This window comes from Microbacterium meiriae (assembly GCF_025143875.1).
In the GTDB taxonomy this organism is placed as follows: domain Bacteria; phylum Actinomycetota; class Actinomycetes; order Actinomycetales; family Microbacteriaceae; genus Microbacterium; species Microbacterium meiriae.
This window is the reverse complement of record NZ_JAMBDU010000017.1, coordinates 56,423-80,260: the sequence shown is the minus strand read 5'-3', so window position 1 is coordinate 80,260 and position 23,838 is coordinate 56,423. Positions and strand designations below refer to the sequence as shown.

General features: G+C 71.2%; 28 protein-coding genes. 11 read left to right on the top strand and 17 right to left on the bottom strand.

Annotated features, from left to right (window positions below; genetic code table 11):
• Positions 1-200: 200 nt before the first annotated feature.
• Positions 201-668: a YdgH/BhsA/McbA family protein gene (locus tag M4D53_RS11705; protein WP_259954170.1), complete on the top strand. Its 468-nt coding sequence runs from the start codon at positions 201-203 to the stop codon at positions 666-668.
• Positions 669-692: 24 nt separating this feature from the next.
• Here the strand turns inward: M4D53_RS11705 and M4D53_RS11700 are convergent, their stop codons facing one another.
• Positions 693-1,553, bottom strand: coding sequence for a ribokinase (locus M4D53_RS11700; RefSeq protein WP_259954167.1), 861 nt, complete (start codon positions 1,551-1,553; stop codon positions 693-695).
• Positions 1,554-1,602: 49 nt separating this feature from the next.
• Here M4D53_RS11700 and M4D53_RS11695 point away from each other — a divergent pair, with 49 nt between their 5' ends.
• Positions 1,603-2,535 carry a nucleoside hydrolase gene (locus M4D53_RS11695; protein ID WP_259954165.1) on the top strand — a complete coding sequence of 311 codons (933 nt, stop codon included), beginning with the start codon at positions 1,603-1,605 and terminating at the stop codon, positions 2,533-2,535.
• Positions 2,536-2,538: 3 nt separating this feature from the next.
• Here the strand turns inward: M4D53_RS11695 and M4D53_RS11690 are convergent, their stop codons facing one another.
• Positions 2,539-3,540 (bottom strand): LacI family DNA-binding transcriptional regulator, encoded by a 1,002-nt coding sequence (locus tag M4D53_RS11690; protein WP_259954164.1) that lies wholly within the window; start codon positions 3,538-3,540, stop codon positions 2,539-2,541.
• Between the two features lie 131 nt (positions 3,541-3,671).
• On the opposite strand from M4D53_RS11690, the gene uriT reads away from it, so the two are divergent.
• Positions 3,672-5,081 (top strand): uridine transporter UriT, encoded by a 1,410-nt coding sequence (gene uriT / locus M4D53_RS11685; RefSeq protein ID WP_259954163.1) that lies wholly within the window; start codon positions 3,672-3,674, stop codon positions 5,079-5,081.
• Positions 5,082-5,087: 6 nt separating this feature from the next.
• Here the strand turns inward: uriT and M4D53_RS11680 are convergent, their stop codons facing one another.
• From M4D53_RS11680 to M4D53_RS11660, 5 genes are all read right to left on the bottom strand, one after another.
• The gene (locus M4D53_RS11680) at positions 5,088-6,224 is read right to left on the bottom strand and encodes a calcium:cation antiporter (protein ID WP_259954162.1); all 1,137 of its coding nucleotides are present in this window, start codon (positions 6,222-6,224) and stop codon (positions 5,088-5,090) included.
• 122 nt (positions 6,225-6,346) lie between these two features.
• Positions 6,347-7,150, bottom strand: a complete 804-nt coding sequence (locus M4D53_RS11675) for an SDR family oxidoreductase (protein ID WP_259954161.1) — start codon at positions 7,148-7,150, stop codon at positions 6,347-6,349.
• Positions 7,147-7,620, bottom strand: coding sequence for a MarR family winged helix-turn-helix transcriptional regulator (locus M4D53_RS11670; RefSeq protein ID WP_187662817.1), 474 nt, complete (start codon positions 7,618-7,620; stop codon positions 7,147-7,149). The genes M4D53_RS11675 and M4D53_RS11670 overlap by 4 nt, the downstream gene beginning before the upstream one ends.
• Before the next feature lie 27 nt (positions 7,621-7,647).
• The gene (locus M4D53_RS11665) at positions 7,648-7,962 is read right to left on the bottom strand and encodes a hypothetical protein (RefSeq protein WP_187662818.1); all 315 of its coding nucleotides are present in this window, start codon (positions 7,960-7,962) and stop codon (positions 7,648-7,650) included.
• Positions 7,959-8,225 (bottom strand): hypothetical protein, encoded by a 267-nt coding sequence (locus M4D53_RS11660; protein ID WP_187662819.1) that lies wholly within the window; start codon positions 8,223-8,225, stop codon positions 7,959-7,961. Before M4D53_RS11660 ends, M4D53_RS11665 begins: the two co-directional genes overlap by 4 nt.
• Before the next feature lie 361 nt (positions 8,226-8,586).
• Here M4D53_RS11660 and M4D53_RS11655 point away from each other — a divergent pair, with 361 nt between their 5' ends.
• The gene (locus tag M4D53_RS11655; protein WP_255218720.1) at positions 8,587-8,721 is read left to right on the top strand and encodes a hypothetical protein; all 135 of its coding nucleotides are present in this window, start codon (positions 8,587-8,589) and stop codon (positions 8,719-8,721) included.
• A 149-nt stretch (positions 8,722-8,870) separates the two neighbouring features.
• The gene (locus M4D53_RS11650) at positions 8,871-9,182 is read left to right on the top strand and encodes a hypothetical protein (protein WP_187662820.1); all 312 of its coding nucleotides are present in this window, start codon (positions 8,871-8,873) and stop codon (positions 9,180-9,182) included.
• 8 nt (positions 9,183-9,190) lie between these two features.
• Here the strand turns inward: M4D53_RS11650 and M4D53_RS11645 are convergent, their stop codons facing one another.
• From M4D53_RS11645 to M4D53_RS11630, 4 genes are all read right to left on the bottom strand, one after another.
• Positions 9,191-10,168, bottom strand: coding sequence for an SRPBCC family protein (locus tag M4D53_RS11645; RefSeq protein ID WP_259954160.1), 978 nt, complete (start codon positions 10,166-10,168; stop codon positions 9,191-9,193).
• The gene (locus M4D53_RS11640) at positions 10,165-10,410 is read right to left on the bottom strand and encodes a hypothetical protein (RefSeq protein ID WP_259954159.1); all 246 of its coding nucleotides are present in this window, start codon (positions 10,408-10,410) and stop codon (positions 10,165-10,167) included. The genes M4D53_RS11645 and M4D53_RS11640 overlap by 4 nt, the downstream gene beginning before the upstream one ends.
• Positions 10,411-10,479: 69 nt before the next feature.
• The gene (locus M4D53_RS11635) at positions 10,480-11,664 is read right to left on the bottom strand and encodes a zinc-dependent alcohol dehydrogenase (RefSeq protein WP_259954172.1); all 1,185 of its coding nucleotides are present in this window, start codon (positions 11,662-11,664) and stop codon (positions 10,480-10,482) included.
• A gap of 103 nt (positions 11,665-11,767) precedes the next feature.
• Positions 11,768-13,096: a cytochrome P450 gene (locus M4D53_RS11630; protein WP_259954158.1), complete on the bottom strand. Its 1,329-nt coding sequence runs from the start codon at positions 13,094-13,096 to the stop codon at positions 11,768-11,770.
• A gap of 149 nt (positions 13,097-13,245) precedes the next feature.
• Here M4D53_RS11630 and M4D53_RS11625 point away from each other — a divergent pair, with 149 nt between their 5' ends.
• Entirely contained in the window at positions 13,246-13,683 is a 438-nt protein-coding gene (locus M4D53_RS11625) for an SRPBCC family protein (RefSeq protein ID WP_259954156.1), read from the top strand.
• A 15-nt stretch (positions 13,684-13,698) separates the two neighbouring features.
• On the opposite strand, the gene M4D53_RS11620 is transcribed toward M4D53_RS11625, so the two are convergent.
• On the bottom strand, positions 13,699-14,514 hold the full coding sequence (locus M4D53_RS11620; protein ID WP_396817471.1) for a shikimate 5-dehydrogenase: 816 nt from the start codon (positions 14,512-14,514) through the stop codon (positions 13,699-13,701).
• Between the two features lie 487 nt (positions 14,515-15,001).
• On the opposite strand from M4D53_RS11620, the gene M4D53_RS11615 reads away from it, so the two are divergent.
• The gene (locus M4D53_RS11615; protein WP_017203899.1) at positions 15,002-15,208 is read left to right on the top strand and encodes a cold-shock protein; all 207 of its coding nucleotides are present in this window, start codon (positions 15,002-15,004) and stop codon (positions 15,206-15,208) included.
• A 91-nt stretch (positions 15,209-15,299) separates the two neighbouring features.
• On the opposite strand, the gene M4D53_RS11610 is transcribed toward M4D53_RS11615, so the two are convergent.
• Positions 15,300-15,965 carry an HAD hydrolase-like protein gene (locus tag M4D53_RS11610; protein ID WP_187662826.1) on the bottom strand — a complete coding sequence of 222 codons (666 nt, stop codon included), beginning with the start codon at positions 15,963-15,965 and terminating at the stop codon, positions 15,300-15,302.
• Positions 15,966-16,109: 144 nt separating this feature from the next.
• Between M4D53_RS11610 and M4D53_RS11605 the strand changes: the two genes are divergently transcribed.
• Entirely contained in the window at positions 16,110-16,346 is a 237-nt protein-coding gene (locus M4D53_RS11605; protein WP_259954147.1) for a response regulator, read from the top strand.
• 3 nt (positions 16,347-16,349) lie between these two features.
• On the opposite strand, the gene nucS is transcribed toward M4D53_RS11605, so the two are convergent.
• On the bottom strand, positions 16,350-17,045 hold the full coding sequence (nucS, locus tag M4D53_RS11600) for an endonuclease NucS (RefSeq protein WP_187662827.1): 696 nt from the start codon (positions 17,043-17,045) through the stop codon (positions 16,350-16,352).
• Between the two features lie 35 nt (positions 17,046-17,080).
• Positions 17,081-17,932, bottom strand: a complete 852-nt coding sequence (locus tag M4D53_RS11595; RefSeq protein ID WP_259954145.1) for a GAP family protein — start codon at positions 17,930-17,932, stop codon at positions 17,081-17,083.
• Positions 17,933-18,047: 115 nt separating this feature from the next.
• On the opposite strand from M4D53_RS11595, the gene M4D53_RS11590 reads away from it, so the two are divergent.
• Positions 18,048-19,244 carry a sensor histidine kinase gene (locus tag M4D53_RS11590; RefSeq protein ID WP_259954144.1) on the top strand — a complete coding sequence of 399 codons (1,197 nt, stop codon included), beginning with the start codon at positions 18,048-18,050 and terminating at the stop codon, positions 19,242-19,244.
• A complete protein-coding gene (locus tag M4D53_RS11585; protein WP_259954143.1) occupies positions 19,241-19,885 on the top strand; it encodes a response regulator in 645 nt (214 codons plus the stop codon). The genes M4D53_RS11590 and M4D53_RS11585 overlap by 4 nt, the downstream gene beginning before the upstream one ends.
• A 2-nt stretch (positions 19,886-19,887) precedes the next feature.
• Here the strand turns inward: M4D53_RS11585 and M4D53_RS11580 are convergent, their stop codons facing one another.
• On the bottom strand, positions 19,888-21,126 hold the full coding sequence (locus M4D53_RS11580; protein WP_259954142.1) for an MFS transporter: 1,239 nt from the start codon (positions 21,124-21,126) through the stop codon (positions 19,888-19,890).
• Between the two features lie 60 nt (positions 21,127-21,186).
• On the opposite strand from M4D53_RS11580, the gene M4D53_RS11575 reads away from it, so the two are divergent.
• Positions 21,187-22,248, top strand: a complete 1,062-nt coding sequence (locus M4D53_RS11575; protein ID WP_259954141.1) for a LacI family DNA-binding transcriptional regulator — start codon at positions 21,187-21,189, stop codon at positions 22,246-22,248.
• A 13-nt stretch (positions 22,249-22,261) separates the two neighbouring features.
• Here the strand turns inward: M4D53_RS11575 and M4D53_RS11570 are convergent, their stop codons facing one another.
• On the bottom strand, positions 22,262-23,764 hold the full coding sequence (locus M4D53_RS11570; protein WP_259954140.1) for a hypothetical protein: 1,503 nt from the start codon (positions 23,762-23,764) through the stop codon (positions 22,262-22,264).
• Positions 23,765-23,838: the final 74 nt, after the last annotated feature.

Here is a 23,838-nt window from a genome sequence, read left to right as displayed (position 1 = left end):
CCCCCCCCCCCCCACCCCCCCACCCCCCCCCCCCCCCACCCCCCCCCCCCCCACCCCCCCCCCCCCGCCCCCCACCCCCCCCCCCCCCCCCCCCCCGGCCGCGCCCCCGCCCCACCCCCCCCCCCCCCCCCCCCCCGCGGGGGGGGGGGGGGGGCGCCCCCCCCCCCCCCCCCCCCACGGTCGGGTCGAAGGAGGAGCCCATGATGTACGCACGCCACCGCAGGATCGCCCGTCTCACGGCGCCGCTCCTGATCTCCGTGTTCCTGCTCAGCGCCTGCTCCGCGGCCGAGGAGGAGCCGACCCCCACCCCGACCGCCGCGGACGGAGCGCCGCAGATCCCCGGTGAAGAAGAAGGGGTCGTCGGAGCGACGAGCGTACCGGAGGACGTGCCGGACGCTCCGGAGGTGCGCGCCGGCACTCAGATCACGACCTGCACCACGGAGGACGACGGCGGGACGGCGGAAGGCGTGGTCGGCAATCCCACGGACGAGGATGCGACGTACGTCGTGACCGTGTTCTTCACCACCGACGCGGCCACGGTCGTCGGGTCCGGTCAGGCGACGGTGGAGGTCCCCGCCGGGGAGGAAGCCGACTGGTCCCTCACCGCGGACTTCGTGCCGCCGAGCGATCTTCGCTGCGCGCTGCGCGGGGCCGGCGCCGCGTCCTGAACCGACCGCCGTCGACGGGCGCCGCTACGGCGCGGGGACGTAGCGCGCGAGCGGGTCGAAGGGAGGCTGCGAGGAGAGGTGCGCGACGGCGGCAGCGCCCACCGCGCAGGCCGTCTGCAGGGCCGACTGCGCTGGCAGTCCGCTCTGCAGGGCGAGCACGAGCGCGGCGCAGAAGGCGTCTCCCGCCCCCACGGTGTTGAGCGCGCGGGTGGGCACGCCGTCCGCCCGTGCGATCTCCTCGCCGCCGCGGAACAGGGCAGCCCCCGCGGCCCCGTAGGTCACGGCCACGAGGGCGGCATCGGCCAGCTCCGGCATCAGCTCGCGCTCGGTCTCGTTCACGATGAACAGATCCACCCGCTGGAGCAGCGCGTCGGGAAGGGGCTGTGCGGGGGCGGCGTTGACGGCGACGAACCCCTCGGCGCGGGCGACGACGCTCTCGACGACGGACATCGCGATCTCCAGTTGCAGCAGGACGGCCTCGTCCGGCCCGACCGCGACGCCCTCGAGGGAGACGAGCTCGTTCGCGCCGGGGCACACCGCGATCTGGTTCTCGGCGTCGGCACCCACGACGATGAGGGCCGTCCCGGTGGGCGCGGCGACCGTGCGCAGGTGCGCGGTGTCGACGCCGGCGTGGCCGAGCTCATCGCGCATCCAGGTGCCGTCCGCGTCGGCCCCGACGGCCCCCACCATCCGGACCCGGCCACCCAGCTTGGCCGCCGCGACGGCCTGGTTGGCGCCCTTGCCGCCGAGATCGCGCGAGAGCCGGCCCCCGGCGACGGTCTCGCCGGCGGTCGGCAGCCGATCGACGAAGGCGGTGAGGTCGACATTGGCGCTCCCGACGACGACGAGGGAAGGGGCGAGGACAGCGTCCGGCTTGACGTTCATGAGAAAGAGTGTAAACGTTTACGCACACCCGATTGCAAAGGAGCACCCCATGCCCGTCCCCGTCCTCCTCGACTGCGACCCCGGCCACGACGACGTCTTCGCCATCTGGCTGGCGGCGGGAGACGAGCGCATCGACCTCCGCGGCGTCACGACCGTCGGCGGCAACGGCTACCTGGAACACACCACCAGGAACGCGCAGATCGCCCTCACGGTCGCGGGCGTGACCGGCGTCCCCGTGGCTGCGGGAGCCGACAAGCCGCTCCGCCGCGAGCTCACCCCCGGGGCCTGGATCCACGGGGACAACGCCCTCGGCGGACCCGTCCTCCCCGAGCCCACGGTCCCGCTCGACCCGCGGCACGCCGTCGACTTCCTCGCGGAGACCCTGAAGGCCTCCGCGGATCCGATCACGGTGATCCCCACGGGCCCGCTGACGAACATCGCCCTGCTCCTCCAGCAGCACCCGGAGGCGGCCCGCAACATCAAGGAGATCATCTGGATGGGCGGATCGACCGGACGCGGCAACGTCGGCGCCTATCCCGAGTTCAACGCCTGGGCCGACCCCGAGGCCGCGGCGGTCGTGTTCGCCTCCGGTCTGCCGCTCACCATGGTCGGCCTCAACATCTCCCACCAGGCGCTCATCACCGAAGAGGTCGTGCAGCGGATCGCGGCGGTCGGCAACCGCACGGCGGCGTTCGGCGTGGAACTGCTGCGCTTCTTCTCCGCGTCGTACGACAAGGCCGAGGGGATGCCGGAGGGACCGCTGCACGACCCCATCACCGTCGCCATCGCGATCGATCGTGCCGTCGCCACGGTGCAGCGCTGCCATGTCGACATAGAGACGGCCGGCGAGTTCACGGCAGGGGCGACGTGTGTCGACCTCCACGACATGCTCGGCAAGGAGCCGAACGCCGACGTCGCGCTGACCCTCGACGTGCCGGCCTTCTGGAACCTGGTGACGGATGCCGTCGCAGCACTCGCCTGAGGGTCACGCGCCCGGCGCGGGAGACGTCGACTCGGCCACGCGCAGGGTCGGGGCCACGCGGCGCAGGGCGTACGGGGCGTCCGGATCCTCCCTCCGCTGCACGAGAGCCTCCACCGCCTCCGCGGCGAGCTCGTCGAACGGCTGGACCACGGTCGTCAGACGCGGCTCGCACACGTCCGCCAGCATGGTGCCGTCGAATCCCGTGATGAGGATGTCGTCGGGGACGCGGAGGCCGGCGCGCTTCAGCGCGGCGACGGCACCGGCGGCGACGAGGTCGTCGCCCGCGACGATGGCGTCCGGGAGCGGACCGCGCGCTCGCAGCTCCGTGACGGCGGACTCGCCGAAGGCGAGCAGGTATTCGCCGAACACGTTCTCCTCGACCGGCAGCGACCGCGCGCGGACGATCGCCTCGAACGCGGCGCGGCGCTCGCGGCCGACCGACGTGACGTCGTTGCCCGACACGAGGACGATGCGAGAGGCGCCGCGGGAGACCAGATGGTCGACGGCGAGCCCGATGCCATGATCGTTGTCCACCCCCACGAAGTCGGCATCCAGGTCCAGCACCCTCCGGTCCACCTGGACCAGGGGAAGGCGCTGGGCGGTATCGGCGACGGCGTCGAACGACAGCTCCGCATCGGACGGGACCACGAAGACCCCCTCGACGCGGCGCTCGACGAGCATGCGCAGGCGCGCGCGCTCGCGGTCGACCTCGCCGTGCGAGTCCGCGATGACGAGGTCGAATCCCCGCCGCTGCAGATGGTCCTCGAGGCGATGGACGAGCTCACCGTAGAACGGGTTGCTGATCACCGGGACGACCACGCCGATGGTCGCGCCGGTGCCTTCGCGCAGACCGCGGCCGATGAGGTTGACCCGATACCCGAGCTGCTCGGCCACCCGGGCCACATGCTCGGCGGTGGCTCCGGAGACGCGCTCCTTGCCGTTCAGCGCGCGGGACACCGTGGCGATCGACACCCCGGCCGCGGCTGCCACATCGTGCAGCGTCACCGACGGCTTCCTCATCCGCACCTCGACTCCCGTCGGGCGCCGACACCGGCGCCTCGACTCCCAAGATAAGCCGCGCGTAAAGGATTACGCATTCCGGCGCCCCCGCACCGACACGAAGAAGTGAGAACGACATGCACACCACCGCCCTCCGGCCCCGGACGGCCGTCGCCCCGCTGATGGTCGCCCTCCTCGCGGCCTGCCTCGCGTTCCAGCTCAACGCGAGCATGCTCAGCCCCGCTCTGGTCACGATGGAGCGCGAGCTCGACGCGACGGCATCGGAGATCGCGGCGACCCAGACGGTGTTCTTCACCGCCGCCGCCCTCTTCACCCTGTTCCTCCCGCGGCTGGGCGACCTCATCGGACGGCGGCGCGTGCTCGTCGGCATGCTCGTGGTGATGGCGGTCGGCTGCGTGGTCGCGGCGCTCGCGACGAACGTCCCGATGCTCTTCGTCGGCCGCCTCATCCAGGGCGTCTCCGGTCCCGTCGTACCGCTGTGCCTGATCATGCTGCGCGCGGCCGTCGCGGACCCGAAGATGTACGGCACGCTGCTCGGCGTCGTCACGGCCGTCAACGGCGGGATCGCGGGCGGCGACGCGCTGCTCGGCGGCTACCTCGCCACGAACCACGGGTTCGCCTCGATCTTCTGGACCATGGCCGGTGTCGCGGTGGCTGCGGCGCTCGTCGTGCGCCTTCTCGCCCCGGAGACGATGGCGGAGGACCGTCCGCGCATGGACTGGTGGGGGTCGCTGCTCCTGGTCGTCTCCGTCGGGTCGATGCTCGTCGCCCTGAACGAGCTCGGGAAGCTCGCCGAGGCGGACGTGCTCCTGGTGATCGTGCTGGCTGTCTTGGCCGTGGTGTCGTTCCTCGCCTTCTGGAAGCTGGAGGGCGCGCTGCGGGACCCGCTGGTCTCGCCCGCTCAGCTGAAGCAGCGCTCCACCTGGGCGCTCTGCGCGACCTCGTTGCTGACCCTCTCCGGCATCTTCGCGGTGATGAACGGCGTGGTCCCCGCTCTGGCGCAGGACACCGGCATGGGTCTGTCCATGAGCGCCGAGGAGGTGTCGTTCTGGATCCTGATGCCGTACGCGCTCGCCGGCCTGCTGATGGGACCGCTGACCGGACGGCTCGCGGCGACCGTGGGCTACCGCGCGATGCTCCGGGTGGGACTGATCGGCACGATCGTCGTGCTCGTGCTGATGGTGGCGAACGTCGGGACGTCCTCCCGGGTCACCCTGCTGCTGCTCTCGGTCGCGGCCGGCGTCACGTACGCCGGCATCGGCAACATCATGCTGAACGGCCTCGGCGTCGTGCTGTCGCCGAAGGAGCGGCCGGGATCGCTCCCCGGGTTGAACACCGGCGCGATCAACCTCGGGGCGGGACTGAGCTTCGTCGTGATCTACGCGGCCCAGACCTCGTTCGGCGGCAGCGGGGATGCGGCGGGCGGCTACGTCGCCGCGCTCCTCACCGGCGCCGTCGTGCTCGCAGGCGCGCTGACCTTCTCCCTCTTCATCCCGAAGCCCGTCCACGCCGAGCTGACCCGCTGAGGCGGCTCAGCTGAAGAGGATGAGCACGTAGACGGCGAAGGTCGCCAGGTGCGCGGCCCCGTGCATCGCGGTGACCCGCTTCGCCGCGAACGTCGTCACCGACAGCAGCAGGGTGACGGCGAGCATGAGGAGGTTGGCCGGCGACTCGGCGAGCACCACCTGCTGCCCGGTGAGCATGCCGATCAGGAGGACCGCCGGAATGGTCAGGCCGACCGTCGACACGAGCGCCCCGTGGCAGAGGTTGTTCACGCGCTGGGCCTCGCCGTTCAGGGCCGCGCGGATCGAGGTGATCGACTCCGGGAGGAACACGATGCCGGCGATCAGCAGCCCCGCCAGGGCGACGGGAGCGCCGAGCCGGCCGAGACCGTCGTCGAGCAGGGCCGCCATGTCGTGCGAGAGCAGCACGATGGGGACGACGGTGATGACGAGGAGGACGAGGCGGGTCAGCACCTCGACGCGGTGGGCCGCGAGCACCGCGCGGATGGGGGTCCGCGGTGCCGCGTTCGCCGCCGTGTGGGCTGGCCGCAGCCTCTCGTCCACCTCGGTGAAGTCATCGGCCTGCGCACCCATCTGCCGGAACAGGAAGAACGCGTACAGGACGAGTGTGAGCACGATGATCGGGATCTCCTGGCCGACCGTGTACGCACCGCCGTGGCCGATGAGCCCCGGAAGTCCGAACGCCAGAGCGACGAGGACCACGAGCATCGACAGGTACGCGGATGTGCCGGTGCGGTTGTGCGCCATACCCCGATGGCGGAGTCCGCCGAGGAGGAGGGCCAGGCCGATGACGAGGTTGAGGATGATCATGGAGACGGCCATGACCGAGTCGCGCGCGATGGTGGCGTGCTCGCCCGGCCCGAGCATGACCGCCGAGATGAGGATCACCTCGATGAGCACGATCGACAGGGTCAGCACCAGGGATCCGTAGGGATCGCCCAGCCGGTGGGCGAGGGCCTCGGCCTGCTTCACGACGCCGAACGCGCACACGAGGATCACGGCGACGATCGCGAGGAGGGCGACGACCAGGAGTGGTCCCGGCACGGGAGGCGCGAGCAACGGGTGCAGGGCGAGCAGGGCGACGACCGCGCCCCAGCCCAGGGCCACACGCAGCAGGTCGGTGCGGGTGATGAACGACCGGATCATGACGGACTCCTTCATGAGTCAGTCGTCGTGTGCGGGTACTGCTCCCTCGTCCGCTGCTCCGGGTGCCGGAGACACCCTCAGGATACCCGCGCTCCCGGAACAGCGGCTGAGCAGTGCAGGTCTCAGCTCTGGGGGGCGTCGTTCCAGGACCAGATGTCGTCGCCGCGCAGGACGGCGTCGGCTCCGCCGTCGCAGTAGATCGTCTGACCCGCCATGTGGGTGTTGACCGGGCTGGTGAGCCAGACGAGGAGCTCGGCGATGGAGGACGCCGGCTGGTGGTAGTTCAGGGGCATCGGCACGGCGGCGTCCACCATGGCCAGACCTTCGGGCGAGTCGAGCAGGCCCGCGGTCATCGCCGTGATGACGGTGCCGGGGGCGACGGCGTTCAGCGGGATGCCCGCTCCCGCCCACGCCGGGGTGATGCTCTCGCGACGGACCCACCGCGACAGGGCGCGCTTGCTGGACGAGTAGTTGAGGAACCCGGCCTCGGGCGTCGCGGCCAGGCGGTCGCCGATCTCGATCGCGCGCGCCTCGTCGCCGGCGAGGGCCGCGTCGACGAGCTCGGGCGACACCGGCTGCAGCGAGGCCATCGACGACACCACGGCGGCGCGCGGCGCATCGGCCAGGCTCAGCGTGGGCTGCAGCGCGGTCAGGAACTCGGTCACGCCGAAGAAATTGATGGACATCGTCTTCGAGATCGGAGCCGAGATGCCGGCGCAGGCGATGACGGCGTCGATCCCGTCGTCGGCCGCCTCGACCACGGCGCTCGCCGCGGCCAGACGCCCCTCGTGGGTGGACAGATCTCCGTCGACCTCGACGCCGGCGAGGTCGACGCCGATGACGGTGTGGCCCTGAGAGCGGAGCAGCTCGGCGGTGGCGGCGCCGATGCCGGATGCGGATCCGGTGACGATATAGGTGCGGGTCATGGGGTTTCCTCCTTGATGGACACGACCGGCGGCGTGCCGGACAGTGCGGTGACGAAGCGGCCGAGCTGGCGGCGGAATCCGTCGATCTCGTCCGGTGACCAGCCTGCGACCGCATCGCCGACCATGCGATGGCCGGCCTCGACCAGGCGCGTATAGGCCGTCCGGCCCGCGTCCGTCAGGCGCACCTCGACCGTGCGTCCCGAGCGCACGGGGTCGACGACGCCCTGCGTCGCCATGCGGGCGACGAGCTTCGACGTGGTCGGCCGCGACAGTGTCGCGTGCGCGGCCAGGTCGCCGAAGCCCATCGCACCGCCGTTCATCCCGAGCAGGTAGAGCGCGCGGATGGCGGACGGATCGAGGGCGACGTCGACGGCCTCGGCGACCTGGCGTTGCAGATCGCTCTCACTCCATTCCGACACCACGCGGACGAGGGCCAGGTGGATGCCGGCGACGTCTTCGCCGGTGGTCATGTGTCCAGGGTACGCCTCAAAGTTGCCTCAGGCAACAGTTGTGATGTATCCCGCGCTCGCGGTGTCCTCCGCGAGGGTGAAGAAATGCCGATCGCCTGCCCGCCGCGCACGCCGCCACCGGCGCTGCTGCCCGTCGGCATAATCGAGCACGATCCACGCGGGTGGAGGTGTGCCCTGCGGACCGAGGACGAATGAGCACGCCCCGAGGCCGGGGGAGGCGAGTTCGGCGACGAAGCGGTCGTCGCCGGGTGCGAAGGGTGCGGTCTCGTGGAGCTCTGCCGGCTGCAGGCGGAGGACGGTGTCGGAGTGCTCCCGGACGTCGGAGCGGAGTCGACGCCTCATGCGACACCGCCTCGGCGTGCCGCCCACTCGCGGGTGTCGCGGACGCCCTGCGCATCGAGGTAGGCGCGGATCACGTCCTGGGTCAGGCGGATCTGCGCCTCCGTGCCCATCGCCGCCTGCATGACGCCGATCGCGGGCGCGGGCTTCCCATCCACCCGCTCGAGCGCCTCCCAGACGATGTCCTCGCGGCCGCCGCGACCCAAGGAATGCGGCATCGAGGTGAACCCCGTGCGGCGATGGTCGGTGGGTCGTGTCTCTGGCATGGGGATTCCTCTCTCGGGGCGGATGGGCAGGCTCGCGCCGAGGGACGTGTGTCCCTCGCGCTGCGCACGTCGGACCGCGGGGGGTGCTCTCCCCGACTCCGGCGCACGGGCTGCGGCGGCGCGCCTCCGCAGGCGGCCCTCTGAGTGGCGTGCGGAGCGGTCTGCCTGACCGGTTGCTGTCCTCCGACCGTACCACGTTATTTTGAGTCATTCAAAAGAAGTGAGAGACGATCACGGTTCCGTACAGGGTTGCAGAGCGATTCGCTCAGGCGTTTTTCTCCCGTTCAGCGGGAAATTTGACTTCCCTGTGCTTCCGGGTATGGTCGGGGGTTACGCCAGCCAGTCACAAAGGGGAAGCGCCATGTCAGGAAAGTCCACACCGGGTCGCGCCGGAAAGAAGGCGCCGCAGCTCTCTCTCAAGGAGAAGCGGGCGGCGAAGCGCGCGAAGAACGCCCCGGACGAGTTCCTCAAGCCTCGCAAGGGCGCGAAGAGCTGAGGACTCCGGCCCGGCGGGTGCGGCGCTCGATCGTGGCACCCGCCGGTACCCGGGCGATGGGCTACCGGGGTGCCACCGTTGTGTCAACGGGCCTGTCCTGAGCGCCGATCCGACGCACGCTGGAGTCTCCGTCACGAGAGGAGCGCGTCATGTCGAACCCGGAGGCCTTCATGTACCCGGATGAGCCGCTGCAGCCGGAGGAGCCTCTGCGACCCGAGGAGGAGGACGTCGTCGAGTCCGATGAGGAGCCTTCGCGAGAAGGCATCGCGGCACACCTCGCCGAGCGCGGAGGCGACGATCCGGACGCTCTTCAGGACGTGCCGGCCGGCGGGGCCGGAGCCGACGCCGGCGCGGGGAACGCGGCCCGCGTGGACCCTGCGTCGAAGAATCCACCGGAGCCCGCCTACGAGTCGACCCACAGCAAGGAGCCCGGCGTCGGTCCGCGGCATGAAGAGGGCTGAGCGACCGATCAGCGGAAGACCCGACTGATTCCGCTCTCGACCTGCACGAGTTGGATGAACACCAGCCCGCGCAGGAGGGGCGCGAAGGGCGACCGCAGCGCTCGTCGGATCGGCCCGCGTGGCCTGGTCTCCCATGTCAGCGTCGCCCGGAGCTGTGTGCCGCCCGCCGCCGGTTCGAGCGCGAGGGCGAGGAGGCGCGGGTTCGCGTTCGGGGCGTCGGGATGCTCGAAGCGCCAGGCCACGTGTGTGGGATCCTGCGGCGCCGAACGGGTCACCCGGAGGCGATGGAATGCCGGCTTGCGCCGGAGTGGTCGTCCGTCGGGGGCCGTCGTGGGGGCGAACGCCTCCCAGGGACCGTCCTCGGGTCCCGGGAGGATGGTGGCGACGCTCTGATCCCAATCCGGGAGACGGTCGGCGGTCGAGAGCAGTGTCCAGACATCCGTCATGGCGGCCGGGATGAACATCGAGCGTGACCCGGAGATCCCGGAGATCTCCCGCCGTCGCTGCAGCGGGCGCGCTGCGGCTTCGACCTCATCCAGTTGCACCGTGATGTCGTCCGCCGTCACGGCGAGCCGGTCGAGGATGGCGGTGATCAGGCCGCTGGGCTCCTCGAGAAGGGCGCGGAGCACGGCGGCCGAGTCGCCCTGTCGGCCGCCCCCTGTGGCGGCGCGGAGCACCGCGAGGGCGCGGTCCGTCCAGTCGTAGCCCTCGGTCTCGTGGAAGACGATGCGACCGGGGCCGATCGAAGGGGCGTCCACGCCCACGGCCTGGAGCTGTCCGGCGTGCTGCGCCTCGACCGCCGTCCGGGTGGCGTCGAGATCGACGCCCGCACGCCGCAGGACCTGTCCGCCGGTGTCGGCATCGAGCGTGAGCGCGAGCAGCAGGTGATCGATGTCGGCATCGCGGACACCCAGGCGTGACGCCTCCTCCATCGCCGCGAGCGAGAGGGTGTGCATGGTCGCAGCGGCCTGCGTGAACCGGCTCATGCGTTCCGCCGCGGAACCGGGATCGTCGGATCGATGCGACGACTGTGCTTCTTGTGCACGGCCTGCCGCGTGACCCCGAGGGCGTCGGCGACGGCCTGCCAGCTCATCCCGGCGCGGAGCCCGGCCTCCACCTGGCGCAGTTCGAGAGCGTCGGCGAGCGTCCGCAACGAGGCCACCGCGCGCAGCCCGGCACGGGGATCGGTCGTGTCCGCGGCGGCGCGGGCGATGTCGAGGGACTCCATGATGTCAACCTAGGTTGCTGGCAGCGATGCTGTCAACCCGGGTTGCTTCTGGAGCCCCTCGACGATCCGTCAGGCGGCGGAGGGGTGCAGCACGACCTTGATGCAGCCGTCCTTCTTCTCCTGGAACGTCCGGTACAGGTCCGGGGCGTCCTCCAGGGCCGCGTGGTGCGTCGTCAGATCCATCACGCCGAGCGGGTCGGACGGGTCCTCCACGAGCGGGAGGATGTCGTCGATCCAGTTCTTCACGTTGCACTGTCCCATGCGCATGCTGATCTGCTTGTCGAACAGGGTCTTCATGGGCAGGATGTCGGCGTCGCCCGCGTACACACCGCTCAGCGAGACCGTGCCCCCACGACGGACGGCATCGATCGAGGCGTACACGGCGGCGAGACGATCGATCCCGGCCTTGTCGAGCATCTGCCGTGCCGCGGGATCGGGCAACAGTCCGACCGCCTTCTGCAGGAACTCCACGCCGCTGTTGCCGTGTGCCTCCAGGCCCACCGCATCCACGACCGCGTCGGCGCCACGACCCTCGGTGGCATCGCGGATCTCCTCGATGGCCGTGTCCGTGAGGTCGAGCGTCTCGATGCCGTGCCGCTCCGCCATCGCGCGCCGCTCCGCCACCGGCTCGACCGCGATGACGCGGTGGCCGCGGTGCCGGGCGATCCGGCTGACGAACTGCCCGACGGGGCCGAGTCCCATCACCGCGAGCGTCCCGCCTTCGGGAAGCTGCGCGTACTCCACGCCCTGCCATGCCGTCGGCAGGATGTCGCTGAGGAAGAGGTAGCGCTCATCGGGCAGGTCCGGCCCGACCGGGATGTGGTTGTAGTCGGCCAGCGGCACGCGGAGGTACTCGGCCTGCCCGCCGGGGACCTGGCCGTAGAGCTTGGTGTAGCCGAAGAGTGCCGCGCCGCTGCCGTACTTGCGCACCTGGGTCGTCTCGCACTGGGACTGCAGCCCGCGGAGGCAGAAGAAGCACACCCCGCACGAGATGTTGAACGGGATCACGACGCGGTCGCCGGGCTTCAGCTTCGTGACGTTCGCGCCGACCTCCACCACGACGCCCATGGGCTCGTGCCCGAGGATGTCCCCGCGGTCGAGGAACGGGCCCAGCAGTTCGTAGAGGTGCAGGTCGGATCCGCAGATGGCCGACGAGGTGATCCGGACGATGGCGTCCGCCGGCTGCTGGATGACCGGGTCGGCGACCTCCTCCACCGTCACGTTCCGCTTGCCCTGCCAGGTGAGTGCCTTCATCATGTCCTCCACGTCTCGATGTCCGTCGTCCCTCCACGCTCTCGGGCGAGCGGCAGCATGGCCACCCGGTTGACAGGTCGTGGACGACGTGCGATCCCAGGACTCAGTGGAACGGGCAGCCGCGCCCGGAACCGGCGGCACGCACCCGCCCACCCGAGGAGGGCCTGGTGGGAAGGCGGCGACGGTTCACGTCGAGTCCCTCGTCGAGCACCGTCAGCTCCGGGTCGCTCAGCACCGCGACGGCGGCGGAGAGGCCGGCGATGACGAGCTTTTCCCCAGGGCAGCGGTGTCCGGTGGCGACGTCGCCCCCGCCCTGCGGGACGAAGGTCACGAGGTCCTCGTAGTCGTCCACGTCGGTGAAGCGCTCGGGGGCGAAGCGCTCGGGGTGGGACCACGACCGCCCATCCGTGTTCGTGCCGAGGATGTCGAGCACGACCCGGCCGCCCTCCGGGACGGTCACCCCCTCGATCTCGACCTCGGTGGTGGTGCGACCAGGCAGCATCGGCACGAACAGCCCCGTCCGCCGCACCTCCTGCGCGAACATCGTCGCCAGGGTCCCCCCGACCAGGGCCCCGCGCTCGGAGGTCTCGGCGGCGATCCGAGTGCGCCATTCGGGGTGATCGTGCAACTGCTTCGCGGCGAAAGCCACGAACCGCGCGGCGGCGATCATCGGGCGGATGCTGTTCTGCAGCTCCACGCCGGCGACCTGGGTGGGCAGGAGCGCCCCGGTCTCGTCGCGGTGCGCGGCCCACAGGGCGAGTGCCGTGCCCTCGGGGGCCGACAGATCGCCGGCGCGGACGGCTTCGATGAGGCGTCGCGCATGGCGGTCGGAGAAGATGCGGTTCGCGAAGGCCTCGACATAGGCGGGGGAGTAGGGAGCACCGAATCCGTCGACGATCTGGGCGAGTCGGGCTGCCCATCGGGTGTGCGCCGCGGCCGTGCCGGGCAATCCCGCCCACCGCATCATGGCGCGACCGAACGCACCGACGGCGGCGTCGTACGCGGTCCGGGTGCCGCCGGCGCGCCAGTCCTCGAGCTCCGCCGCCCACTCCCGTTCGAGGAAGGGCGTGAGCCGCTCGACCTGGGCATCCTCGTACGCGGCCTCCACGAAGGTGGCTTTGCGGTGGCGGTGCGCCGCGCCGTCGAGCGCGTGCACCGAGCCGTGCCCGAAGAGCGGTTCGCGGATGACCCCCGGCATGGCGCCGGCGCGGGCGATGCGGCTCTCGTCGTAGAACAGCTCCACCCCCTCGGCTCCGCGGACGAAGGCGGCGGGGTGCCCGAGGAGGCGCATCGGGGCGGAGCGGGCGCCGGGGCGGGCTCGGCGCCAGATGCGCTCGCCGAAGTCGTAGCCCCGGGTGAGCAGCGACGGCGAGTCCTCGTGCAGGACCGCGTCGAGGCCGTCGGACAGTCGGGAAGTCAGTCGCTGAAGCATGATCCGACCCTGTCACGTGGCCGCGAGGGGGCCCAAGGGGGAGGCGACTTCGGATCGATTGTGCTAGCCGGGCTGCCGGTGCCGCCGATGTCAAGCACCTGTCCGACCGACGCTCGGAGCACCCAGGATGGGCAGGGAACGGAGGAACCATGGCCACCAACACCCGCGACCTGACGTGCAGCACTCATGACGTGTTCCGCGTGCTGGCGAACGGCTGGCTCTACCCCGCGTGGGTGGTCGGCGCGTCCCGCATGCGTGACGTGGACGACTCCTGGCCGGCGGCCGGGGCCCAGCTGCACCATTCGGTCGGCACGTGGCCCGCGCTCCTCGACGACACGACGGAGCTGGTCGAGTGGCACCCCCCGCACCGCGCCGTGATGCGGGCACGCGGCTGGCCGGTCGGCGAGGCGCAGGTGACGATCCGCGCGCGGTCGACTCCGACCGGATGCCAGGTGCGCATCGATGAGGAGCCGGTGAAGGGCCCGGCGACGATGGTGCCCCGGTTCCTGACGACGCCGATGCTCCGCTGGCGGAACGCCGAGACGCTGCACCGCCTGGGCTACCTGGCCGAGGGTCGCGCGTCCTGACCCGGGCTCATCGCCTCACGCTCCCGCCCGCATGAACTCCTCGGCGGCGCGCACCTGCTCTGCGGACGGACGGATCCCGGTGTAGAGGACGAACTGCTCGAGCGCCTGTCGCGTCGCGACCTCGGCGCCCGTGATCACCGTCTTGCCCGCGGCTCGACCGGCGGCGATGAGCGGGGTCTCGGCGGGCAGGGCGACGACGTCGAACACGACTCCAGCGGCGTCCACCGTGGACTCGGGGAAGGCGAGTGCGTCCGCCTCCGCACCCCCGGCCATGCCGATCGGGGTGACGTTCACGATCACGTCGGCGGTGGTGTCTCCGGCCTCCGCGCGCCAGGCGAAGCCGTACAGCTCGGCGAGGGCCCGGCCGGCCGTCTCGTTCCGGGCGACGATCGTCACGTCCGAGAAGCCGGCGTCGCGGAACGCGGCTGCCGTGGCCTTCGCCATGCCGCCCGAACCGCGGAGGAGGACCGAGGACGCGGGGTCGAGGTCGTTCTCCGCGATCAGCTGCGCGATCGCCCAGTAGTCGGTGTTGTGGGCCGTGAGCACGCCGTCATCGTTCACGATCGTGTTGACGGAATCGATGGCCTGCGCTGAGGGGTCCATGCGGTCGACGAGGGCGATGACGTCCTCTTTGTAGGGCATCGAGATGGCGCACCCGCGTATGCCGAGGCCGCGCACCCCCTCGATCGCCTGCCTCAGATCGGTCGGAGCGAAGGCCTTGTAGATCCAGTTCAGACCAAGGGCTTCGTACAGATGGTTGTGGAAGCGCGTGCCGTTGTTGCTCGGCCGTGCCGACAGCGAGATGCAGAGCGTCATGTCCTTGTTCAGCATGGTCACCGATTCAGGCTACCCCTGCGTCTGTCAAGGTCCATGGCGGGAGATCGCGTCCTCCCCTAGGGTGAAAGTGCATGCAAGGGGATCGATCGTCTACGCCTCTCCCCAGGAGGCGGAGGCCCTCCCCACGGGCCGGACGATCCGTGCATGCGATTGGGCCCTCTCGAGTAGTTCAGTCCCCAATGAACTCCTCGAGAGGGCCGCTCTCCGGCCGGTCGCCACGAAGATTTTTCAGATTTGTCCCCCAAAAGGGGGACAAGAAGCGGGTGGAGGGGTTAGGCTGTTTCTGACGCACCCTCCGGTCGTCTTCGGCCCTCATCGCTCCCCCCGCGGTGAGGGCCACACCATTTTCCGGGCGCGTCCGCTCATGCAACATTTGGATTACCTTCTCGCAACGACTATTCCGCTGGGGGTCCCCTCCACTAGCGTTAGCGATGTCGGTGCACCCCTGCGTCGGCTTCTACATCAGCAGAACAGGCAGTACATGAGCACCCAGGGCACGGTCAAGTGGTTCAACTCGGAGAAGGGCTTCGGCTTCATCTCCCCCGACGACGGAGGCGCTGACGTCTTCGCGCACTACTCCGCCATCCAGTCATCCGGCTACCGCTCTCTCGAAGAGAACCAGCGGGTCGAGTTCGATGTGGCGCAGGGCCCCAAGGGCCTGCAGGCAGAGAACATCCGCCCCGTCTGAGGCGGAAGCAACACCGGGAACTCCCCGTCGGAATCACGCGCAGGCGCTGACCCGGCGGGGAGTTTCGTCTTCCCTGGCGGCCTCGGGCGGGTCAGGGCAGGAGGAGTGCGCGCAGCTCGTCGACGGTCGCGACGCGGAACGCCGCGTCGTCGCCCTCGTGCGGGTCGCTGAATCCCCAGCCCACGAAGATCACGGGCACGCCGTTGGCGAGACCGCCCTCGACGTCATGATGCCGGTCGCCGACGAGGACAGGGCGGGAGGTGTCGGCGCCGAGTTCGCGCAGCCGTCGCAGCGCCTCGGCGACGATGTCGGTCTTGGAGGCGAGCGTGGCCTCGTCCGGTGTGGCGCCCACGGTCGTGAGGAACGACGGCCGGAGTCCGAAGTGATCGACCAGGGCGTCGACCTGGTTCTCGGGCTTCGAGCTCGCCGTCGCCTGGGGGACACCCGCCGCGTGCAGGTCGTGGATCAGCTCGGCGACGCCCGGATACGTCTGCACGTCGGTCGTGTACCCGTCGGCCTTGCCGAGGGTGCGGTAGAACGCCACGGCCTCGGCCGACTGCTCCGGCGTCATCCCCGCCTGGTCCTGGAAGGACTGGAACATGGGAGGGCCGATCCAATGCACGAGCTCTTCCCGCGTCGGCGCCGGATGGCCGAAGTGCGTCAGGGCGATGTTCAGGCGACGCAGGATCCCGACCGAGGCGTCGACGATGGTCCCGTCGACGTCCCAGAGCACACACGAGTAAGGCGAAGAGGGCATGCCTTCAGCCTAGGGTCCCGCGAACGGGTGCCCGCCCGTCCTGCACAGGTGTGCACGAAACGGATTTATCCACCGAACACGTGAACACCCTTCACGTCGACCTAGAGTCGTGACAGCGGCGGGATCACGGGTGAGAATGGGGGCATGTACGTGTCGGTGGAAGTCATCACGATGCTGGCGACGGCCGCGACGACTCTCGTCGCGATCATCAGCGGGTTCGGCTGGATGATCGGTCGGATGGACACGCGGTTCGCCGCGATTGACGAGAGGTTCGCGATCCAGGACGCGAAGTTCGACCGGATCGAGCACGAGCTCACCGAGGTGAAGATCGCGATCGCGCGGCTCGAGGGTCCGCAGCCGCGCCTGGTCTCGACGCGCTGAGGATCAGAAGAGGCGGGGGATGCCCGACTCGATGCCCTTCATGTCGTCGTAGTCGAGCACGAGGCAGCGGATTCCGCGATCCTCGGCGAGGACGCGGGCCTGCGGCTTGATCTCCTGGGCGGCGAACACGCCCTGCACCGGAGCGAGGTGGGGGTCGCGACCCAGGAGCTCGAGGTAGCGGGTGAGCTGCTCGACGCCGTCGATGTCGCCGCGGCGCTTGACCTCGACCGCGATCGCCACGCCGTCGGCGTCGCGCACCAGCAGGTCGACCGGGCCGATGGCCGTGGGGTACTCGCGACGCACCAGGGTGGCACCCTCGGCGACGCGGTCCACCTGCTCCGCGAGCAGGCGCTGCAGGTCCGCCTCGACGCCGTCCTTCTGCAGCCCGGGGTCGATCCCGAGCTCGTGGCTGGAGTCGTGGATGACCTCGTAGATCTGCACGCGGAGGGCATCGCCGGTCTTCTTGTGGGTCACGCGCCACACTTCGACGACGCCGGCGCCGGCTTCTTCCTCGCCCGGGTCCTCGGTGGCGAGCACGCACGGCGGGCTCATCCAGTTCAACGGCTTGTAGCTGCCGCCGTCGGAGTGCACGAGCAGACTCCCGTCACCCTTGTGCACGAGCAGGCGGGTGGCGAGCGGAAGATGGGCGTTGAGCCGACCGGTGTAGTCGACCGAGCAGCGGGCGATGACGAGACGCACCCGACGAGCCTACTTCGTCGTCGCCGTGGTCGCGGTCAGAAGATCGCGCCGAAGAGCCCGAGCTCGGTGGCGGCCGACCGGGCGATGAGGAAGCCGATGATGCCGATGATCCAGGCGGTGTTCTCCGCGCCCGTCCGCTCCATCCAGGCGGCGAAGCGCTCCAGCGGCCGCTGCACGAGCGGGGCCGCCACCAGCCGCAGCACGAGGAGCACGACGGCCGGGGCGATCATGAGCGCACAGTATCCGGCCAGGGACAGGATCCGCAGCGAGGTGTCGACGCCGGCGTCCGCCAGCATCGTCATCGCCACGATGTAGGGCAGCATCGTCGCGACCTCCACGAGGCCGGCGGCGATGGCGACGGCCATGACCGCGAACCCGCGCGTCTTCGGGTCGAGCAGTCGTTCCCGCCAGCGGGTGATCCGTCCGGGCCGGGGCGCGGCCGTCGCGGTGGCGGCGGACGGAGCGGGAGGTTGCATTTGCGCGCCCGATGCCGACACGGGGTCTCTGCCCGGCATGCCGGGATCCGGCGTCGCGACGGCGGCCGTGGGCGCCCCGCCCGGCGCTGCTTCGGCGGGCTTCGTCGGCATCACGAACGCCGTGACGAGGAGGGCGGCGCCGACGACGAGGCGGGTGATCATTCCCGCCGGGGAGCCCAGGAAGTCGGAGGCGACGTCCACGAGGTTCACCAGCCCCCACAGGAAGAGGAGTCCGACCACGAGATAGAACACGGCGATCGTCGCGAGATAGACGAGGATCCGCCCGGCGCGCACACGCCCGGGGTGCAGCAGCAGGAAGACCGGGATGAGCAGTGTCCCGACGCTCAGACCGTCGATGAGCGCGAGCACGGCGAGGGAGAGGGGCAGCGGCAGCCCACCGAAGAGTTCCATGCCTTTACGATCCCGACCCCTGGGCGAACGCGGATTGGGCGAAAGTCGGGGTCGTTCAGACCCCCTCATCCTTTGGTCGGATGCGACGGAGTGCGGGCCGTGGTTGCATGAGGGCATGCACGATCCGGCCGACGGAGGGCCCGCCGCCTGGTACCGGCGGCACCGATGGTGGGTGGACCCCGTCGGCATGGCCGTCCTCGCGACGATCATGGCTGCTCTCGGGTTCCACGGGATCTGGGGCCCCTTCTCGCTGCTGCCCGAGGACGTCTCGCCGTGGTGGGCGCTGGTGCTCGCCATCCCGGCCTGCGCTCTGGCCCTCGGCAAGCGTCGGCACCCGTGGACCGTGCTGGCCCTCGTCACCGTGCTCTTCGTCGCCGACCTTGTCACCGTCGGCGGCGTCGGGACGCTGGTGGTGCTGCTGGACGTGCTGTGGACGGCGGCCTTCCTCGCCGGCCCGCGTGGGCGCCGCGTGCTGCTGGTGCTGCTGGGCACGGCGACCATCGCGCTCTTCCTCGCCGCCCTGCTCTTCTCGGGGGCAGAACCACCGGTCGCGCTGCTGTTCGGCGTGCAGTTCGGAGCGATCTTCGGCACCGACTACTGGTGGGCGGTGGCGGTGTCGCAGGCGCACGAGCTGGCCGAGCTGCACCGTCAGCGGGCGGAAGACGCCGCGGCGACCGCCGCCAAAGACCGGGTGCAGGCGGTGCAGCGCGAGCGGGAGACCATGGCCAGGGAGTTGCACGACGTGGTGGCGGGGCACGTGATGGCGATGGCCATCCGGGCCGAGGCGGCGCTCGCTGCTCCGCCGGACCGGTCCGACCACCGTGCCGCGCTGCAGGCCGTGCGGGATGCCGGGCTGGACGCGCACGGAGCCCTGCGCACGATGATCGGGGTGCTGCGCCGCGGCGACGGCGCGCTCGCTCCGACGCCGGGGTGGGCCGACCTCGACCGCCTTGCCGCCGAGGCCCGGCGCTCGGGGCTGGACGTGCGGCTCGCCGTCGACGATCCGGGCGCGCTCGGCGGGGGCGGGGAGCAGGCGGTGGTGCGGGTGGTGCGCGAGGCGCTGGGAAACTGCGTCCGCCATGCCAACGGGGCGGTGGTCGAGGTCACGATCGGCCCGGCCGACGGGGCGGCCAGCGTCGCGGTGCGGTCGCGAGGCGGGGCGCCGACTGCGACCGCCGGGCAGGGCGGCGACGGGTGGGGGCTGCAGATGCTGCGGGAGCGCATCACCGCCCTGGGCGGGACGTTCCGGGCCGGACCGGAGCCCGACGGCTGGCTGGTCGAGGCACGACTGCCGGTGGAGGTGCGGGCATGACCGCGCCGACCGTGCTGCTCGCCGACGACCACGGCGCGATCAGGGCGGGCCTGCGCATCATGCTGGAGACGCACGACATCGCCGTGGTGGGCGAGGCGGCCGACGGGGAGGTCGCGGTCCGCAACGCGGCGGCGCTCCGGCCGGACGTGGTCCTCATGGACCTGCGCATGCCGGGACGTGACGGGGTCTCGGCCACCCGCGAGATCGTGGAGCGCGGACTGGGAGATGTCCTCGTGCTGACGAGCTTCGACGAGGATGAGCTCGTGCTCGCGGCGATCCGCGCCGGGGCCGTCGGCTTCCTTCTGAAGACCGTCGACGCGCCGACCCTCGTCCAGGCCGTGCGTGCTGTCGCTGTCGGAGAGGGGGCGCTGGACGCGCGGGTCACCCGGCGTGCGCTCGCCGCGGTGGCGGCGTCCGCCTCGGAGCCGCCGCCGATGACGACGTTCGTGCTCCCGGAACTGACGCCGCGGGAGCGGGACGTCCTCGACGGGATCCTGCAGGGGTGGTCGAACGCCCAGCTCGCCGCGCGCCTGAAGATCTCGGTGCCGACCGTGAAGACCCACGTGTCGAACGTGCTCACCAAGCTCGGGGCGCGTAGCCGGTCACACGCGGCCGCGCTGGTGCGCGGTGTCGAGGACTGAGGTCAGCGCTCGGTGGTCGGAACCGCCGGAGCCTTCTCCTCCGTGCGGAGCGGCCGGGCGGCGCCGGAGAACAGGCCGGAGAGCACCACGAGCGCGACGAGGATGAAGAGCGTGTTGAGCAGCCCGATGTGTTCGCTGATGACGCCGAGCACGGGAGGGCCGCCGAGGAACGCCACGTAGCCGATCGTCGCCGCCGCACTCACCCGTGCGGCGGCCTTGGCCGGGTCGTCCGCCGCCGCCGACATGCCGAGGGGGAAGCCGAGCGACGCGCCGATGCCCCACAGGGCTGCGCCGACGAGGACCAGCGGCAGTGTGGGCGCGAGGATGAACAGCAGGATTCCGGTGGCGGCCGTCGCGGCCAGGATGCGCAGCACCAGCACCCGGCCGAACCGGTCGACCAGCGGTCCGCCGAAGAGGCGCACCACCGTCATCCCGACGGAGAACACCGCCAGGGCGACGGCCCCCGTGCCCTCCGCGAACCCGTGCCCCTGCTCGGTGCCCAGGGCGATCCAGTCGTTGGCCCCGCCCTCCGCGAAGGACATGCCGAGCATGACGGTTCCCAGCAGGTAGGTGCGGGGTTCGCGCCAGGCCTCGAGGGCGGTGTGCATCCGCTGACGGAACGGGGGCTTCTCGTGGTCCTCGGGGTCGAGCGCGGCCTCGCGCACCGGCACCTGGAAGAAGCAGACGACGGCGATCGCGGCGATGAGGACGCCCATCGAGACGGCGTGCGTGCCGACGTCGACCTTGAGGGCCGCGGCGAGGGCGCCGATGCCGGCGCCGAGCACGGTGCCGAAGCTGAAGAACGCGTGGAAGACCGGCAGGATGGTGCGGCCCATCTGCTGTTCGATGGCGGTGGCCTCGACGTTCATCATCACGTCGACGCAGCCGTTGCCGAAACCGAAGAGCACCATGCCGATGAGCACGACAGGCACCGACCCGAAGACGGTGGCGCCGAGGCCGACGAGCGCGATGCCGGTCGCGAACGTGAGCATCGCCAGGAGCATGCCGCGTCGCGCGCCGGTCCGCGCCATCACCGCGGGGCTGGTGGAGATGCCGAGGATGGACGCGACGCCCATGCCGAGCAGGATGAGGCCGACCTGCGCGTTGTCGAGGTCGAGCGCCTCCTTGATCCCCGGCACGCGGGAGGCCCAGGTCGCGATCGAGAGGCCGCTGGCGAGGAAGATGGCGAAGATCGCGGTGCGCCAGCGCACGAACTGCGAGCGGGTGAGGGCGGTGTCCATGGCGGACAGCCTATCGAATCGATTCGACCTTCGGTGACGGAACCGGGCTATCCTCGGAGTATGACCAGGGAGACGCCGCGACGGCCCACGATCGCCGATGTGGCTCGCGAGGCGGGGGTCGCCACCTCGACCGCGTCCGTCGTCTTCAGCGGCAAGGCCAAGGTCGCACCCGCCACCAGGGACCGGGTGCTCGCCGCCGCGACCGACCTCGGCTACACCGGCCCCGATCCCCGCGCCGCCTCCCTCCGGCGGGGGCGCAGCGGCATCGTGGCGGTGGTCCTGGAGGGACATCTGCGCGCGGCGTTCCTCGATCCGGTCACGACCGCGATGATGGACGGCCTCACCGACGGCCTGGCCGACCTCAGCGCCGGGATCCTCCTCATGCGCGACGAGCCGGGCGAGGACGGCTCTGCCATAGCGAGCGCTCCCGTCGACGCCGTGGTGCTCATCGGATGCTCCGGGCGCACCCGCGCGTCCCTGGAGATCGTGCTCGGACGCGGTCTCCCGGTCGTCGTCATCGAGGGCGATGCGGGGCTCGATGTGCCGCGCATCACGCTGGACAACGTCGCCGCCTCCGCGGACATCGCCCGTCACGTGCGCGACCTCGGTCATCAGGACGTCGCGCTCGTCACCCTCTCGCTGGACGCGGAGCGCGAGCGCACCCTCATCACTCCGGAGCGGTTGGCGAACGCGACCGTCGACGTGACGGTCGACCGTCTCGCCGGGATGCGTGAGATCTTCCCCGACGCCCCGGCGATCTCGGCCTCCGGAAGCCTCATCGACGAGGGCATCCTCGTCGGGCGGATGCTGCTGGCCGATCCCGCCACCCGGCCGACCGCCGTGCTCGCGCAGAGTGACCTGCTCGCCGTCGGTGTGATCCGCGCCGCGGAGGAGCTCGGACTCCGTGTCCCCGAAGACCTCTCGGTCGCCGGGTTCGACGGGATCCCGCTCGACGGCCTCGGCGATCTCACCCTCACCACGAGCGTGCAGCCCGCGGTGGAGAAGGGCAGGGCCGCCGGGGAGCAGGTCGCCCGGATGCTGCGCGGGGAGCCGGGCGTGACCCAGGACCTGCACTGCGTGTTCCGCGCCGGCACGACGACCGCACCGCCCCCCTCGCGCTGACAGCGCGCACCGGTCACGAACGCGCGGGCCCGAGGGGAAGCGTCGCCGGCGCGTAGTCGAGGATGCGGTACCGCCCGCACTCGACGAGGGCGGTGGGCTCCGCGGTGGTCCGCAGGTTCCACGGCACGGTCTGCGTGTCCTCGACGAGGAACGACACCGCACCCACGGCGAAGTCCCGACGATCGACGAGCCAGGCGTAGCCGTGCAGCTCGTGGTCGACCTGCACGAGCCGGGCGGGATCCGACGCGTGCAGCTTGGGCAGTCGGATCGTCCAGAACTGTCCCGCACCGGTGCGCCCCGACGCGTCCACCCAGTCGGTCACGCAGGCGAGATCGCGGTCGGGCGCGCTCGCCGCCTGCACGATGCGCGGCACGGCCGCCGCGCTGCCGACGAGGAGGGCGATGGCGACGACGGTGGGGACGACGCGAGTCACCGCGGCTCGCGGCATCCGGACGCGCGGGAGTGCGACGAGGGCGAGGATCGGGGCGAACACGAGCGGCTGCAGGTACCGGGCCGCGTGGGTTCCCGCCGCGATGCCGCCGACGATCACGAAGAGCGGGAGGACCCAGGCTGCCATCGCCACGAGGCGGATGCCGCTGTCCGACGCGTGCGCCGTCCGCACGACCGCGAGCACCGTCAGCGTCAGGATGACGACCGCGGCCAGCACGCCGCCGGGGGTGGACAGGCGCTCGATCGCGAGTCCCGCGTAGTACTCGACGGCGTGGGCCCACTCCGAGGGCTGCACGTAGCCCGCGCCGGAGTTCGCGATCCATGCCGAGAACGGAATGCGACCGAGGAAGCCCAGAGCGCTGCCCCCGACCAGGGCCCCGATCAGGGCCGGCGCGTGACGCCGGACTGGGGGCGCAGCGAGGGAGACAGCGCCGAGGATCAGGGAGAGCGGCACCGTGGCCCATGCGGCGAACAGCGGATTGCTCATGGTCGCGACCGCCGCGACCGCACCGAGGGCGATCACCGGCGTCACGCCTCCAGAGGTGTCGTCGACGACGCGCCGACACAGAGCCACGGCGAGGAGCACGCCCACGACCGTGGCCGAGTAGTACGTGGTCGTCAGCATCAGCGACGCGAGCTCGAGCGCGTCGCGCGACGTCGACGACTCGGTGAGGATGAGGAGACAGAACGTCGCGAGGGCCGCGACCGACCAGGCGACCGGTGCCCGACCCTCGACGCGCCGACCGGCGGCGAGGCGGATCGCCCCGTAGAGCGCGAGCACGTTCACCACCGCGTTGGCCGCCAGCACGCCGTCCACGTCGAAGGGCAGCACGGCGTCGAGGGCCGTGAACACCGCGATCTCAGGAAGGAAGAGCACACTGGACATCGCCCAGTCGCCCCCGCCGCCGTCCAGGATCGATCGGGCGACCAGAGCCACGATCAGCGAGTCCCCGTCGTCGAACATCAGCGTCGACCGGGGTGACGACGCCAGGTATCCGACGACGATCAGCGCGAGTCCCAGCGCGGCCGCCCACCCCGCCAGCTCCCGCCCCCGGACCCGCCGCATACGACCACTCTGACACGCGATCTCGAAGCTCGCGGAGCCGACAGGCGCCTCGGCCCGGTAAACTGGACGGACAC

Coding starts and splice junctions, on each gene's coding strand:
- M4D53_RS11705 (WP_259954170.1), top strand. CDS start 201: ATGATGTACGCACGCCACCGCAGGATCGCCCGTCTCACGGCGCCGCTC.
- M4D53_RS11700 (WP_259954167.1), bottom strand. CDS start 1,553: ATGAACGTCAAGCCGGACGCTGTCCTCGCCCCTTCCCTCGTCGTCGTC.
- M4D53_RS11695 (WP_259954165.1), top strand. CDS start 1,603: ATGCCCGTCCCCGTCCTCCTCGACTGCGACCCCGGCCACGACGACGTC.
- uriT (WP_259954163.1), top strand. CDS start 3,672: ATGCACACCACCGCCCTCCGGCCCCGGACGGCCGTCGCCCCGCTGATG.
- M4D53_RS11680 (WP_259954162.1), bottom strand. CDS start 6,224: ATGATCCGGTCGTTCATCACCCGCACCGACCTGCTGCGTGTGGCCCTG.
- M4D53_RS11675 (WP_259954161.1), bottom strand. CDS start 7,150: ATGACCCGCACCTATATCGTCACCGGATCCGCATCCGGCATCGGCGCC.
- M4D53_RS11670 (WP_187662817.1), bottom strand. CDS start 7,620: ATGACCACCGGCGAAGACGTCGCCGGCATCCACCTGGCCCTCGTCCGC.
- M4D53_RS11665 (WP_187662818.1), bottom strand. CDS start 7,962: ATGAGGCGTCGACTCCGCTCCGACGTCCGGGAGCACTCCGACACCGTC.
- M4D53_RS11660 (WP_187662819.1), bottom strand. CDS start 8,225: ATGCCAGAGACACGACCCACCGACCATCGCCGCACGGGGTTCACCTCG.
- M4D53_RS11655 (WP_255218720.1), top strand. CDS start 8,587: ATGTCAGGAAAGTCCACACCGGGTCGCGCCGGAAAGAAGGCGCCGCAG.
- M4D53_RS11650 (WP_187662820.1), top strand. CDS start 8,871: ATGTCGAACCCGGAGGCCTTCATGTACCCGGATGAGCCGCTGCAGCCG.
- M4D53_RS11645 (WP_259954160.1), bottom strand. CDS start 10,168: ATGAGCCGGTTCACGCAGGCCGCTGCGACCATGCACACCCTCTCGCTC.
- M4D53_RS11640 (WP_259954159.1), bottom strand. CDS start 10,410: ATGGAGTCCCTCGACATCGCCCGCGCCGCCGCGGACACGACCGATCCC.
- M4D53_RS11635 (WP_259954172.1), bottom strand. CDS start 11,664: ATGAAGGCACTCACCTGGCAGGGCAAGCGGAACGTGACGGTGGAGGAG.
- M4D53_RS11630 (WP_259954158.1), bottom strand. CDS start 13,096: ATGCTTCAGCGACTGACTTCCCGACTGTCCGACGGCCTCGACGCGGTC.
- M4D53_RS11625 (WP_259954156.1), top strand. CDS start 13,246: ATGGCCACCAACACCCGCGACCTGACGTGCAGCACTCATGACGTGTTC.
- M4D53_RS11620 (WP_396817471.1), bottom strand. CDS start 14,514: ATGCTGAACAAGGACATGACGCTCTGCATCTCGCTGTCGGCACGGCCG.
- M4D53_RS11615 (WP_017203899.1), top strand. CDS start 15,002: ATGAGCACCCAGGGCACGGTCAAGTGGTTCAACTCGGAGAAGGGCTTC.
- M4D53_RS11610 (WP_187662826.1), bottom strand. CDS start 15,965: ATGCCCTCTTCGCCTTACTCGTGTGTGCTCTGGGACGTCGACGGGACC.
- M4D53_RS11605 (WP_259954147.1), top strand. CDS start 16,110: ATGTACGTGTCGGTGGAAGTCATCACGATGCTGGCGACGGCCGCGACG.
- M4D53_RS11595 (WP_259954145.1), bottom strand. CDS start 17,932: ATGGAACTCTTCGGTGGGCTGCCGCTGCCCCTCTCCCTCGCCGTGCTC.
- M4D53_RS11590 (WP_259954144.1), top strand. CDS start 18,048: ATGCACGATCCGGCCGACGGAGGGCCCGCCGCCTGGTACCGGCGGCAC.
- M4D53_RS11585 (WP_259954143.1), top strand. CDS start 19,241: ATGACCGCGCCGACCGTGCTGCTCGCCGACGACCACGGCGCGATCAGG.
- M4D53_RS11580 (WP_259954142.1), bottom strand. CDS start 21,126: ATGGACACCGCCCTCACCCGCTCGCAGTTCGTGCGCTGGCGCACCGCG.
- M4D53_RS11575 (WP_259954141.1), top strand. CDS start 21,187: ATGACCAGGGAGACGCCGCGACGGCCCACGATCGCCGATGTGGCTCGC.
- M4D53_RS11570 (WP_259954140.1), bottom strand. CDS start 23,764: ATGCGGCGGGTCCGGGGGCGGGAGCTGGCGGGGTGGGCGGCCGCGCTG.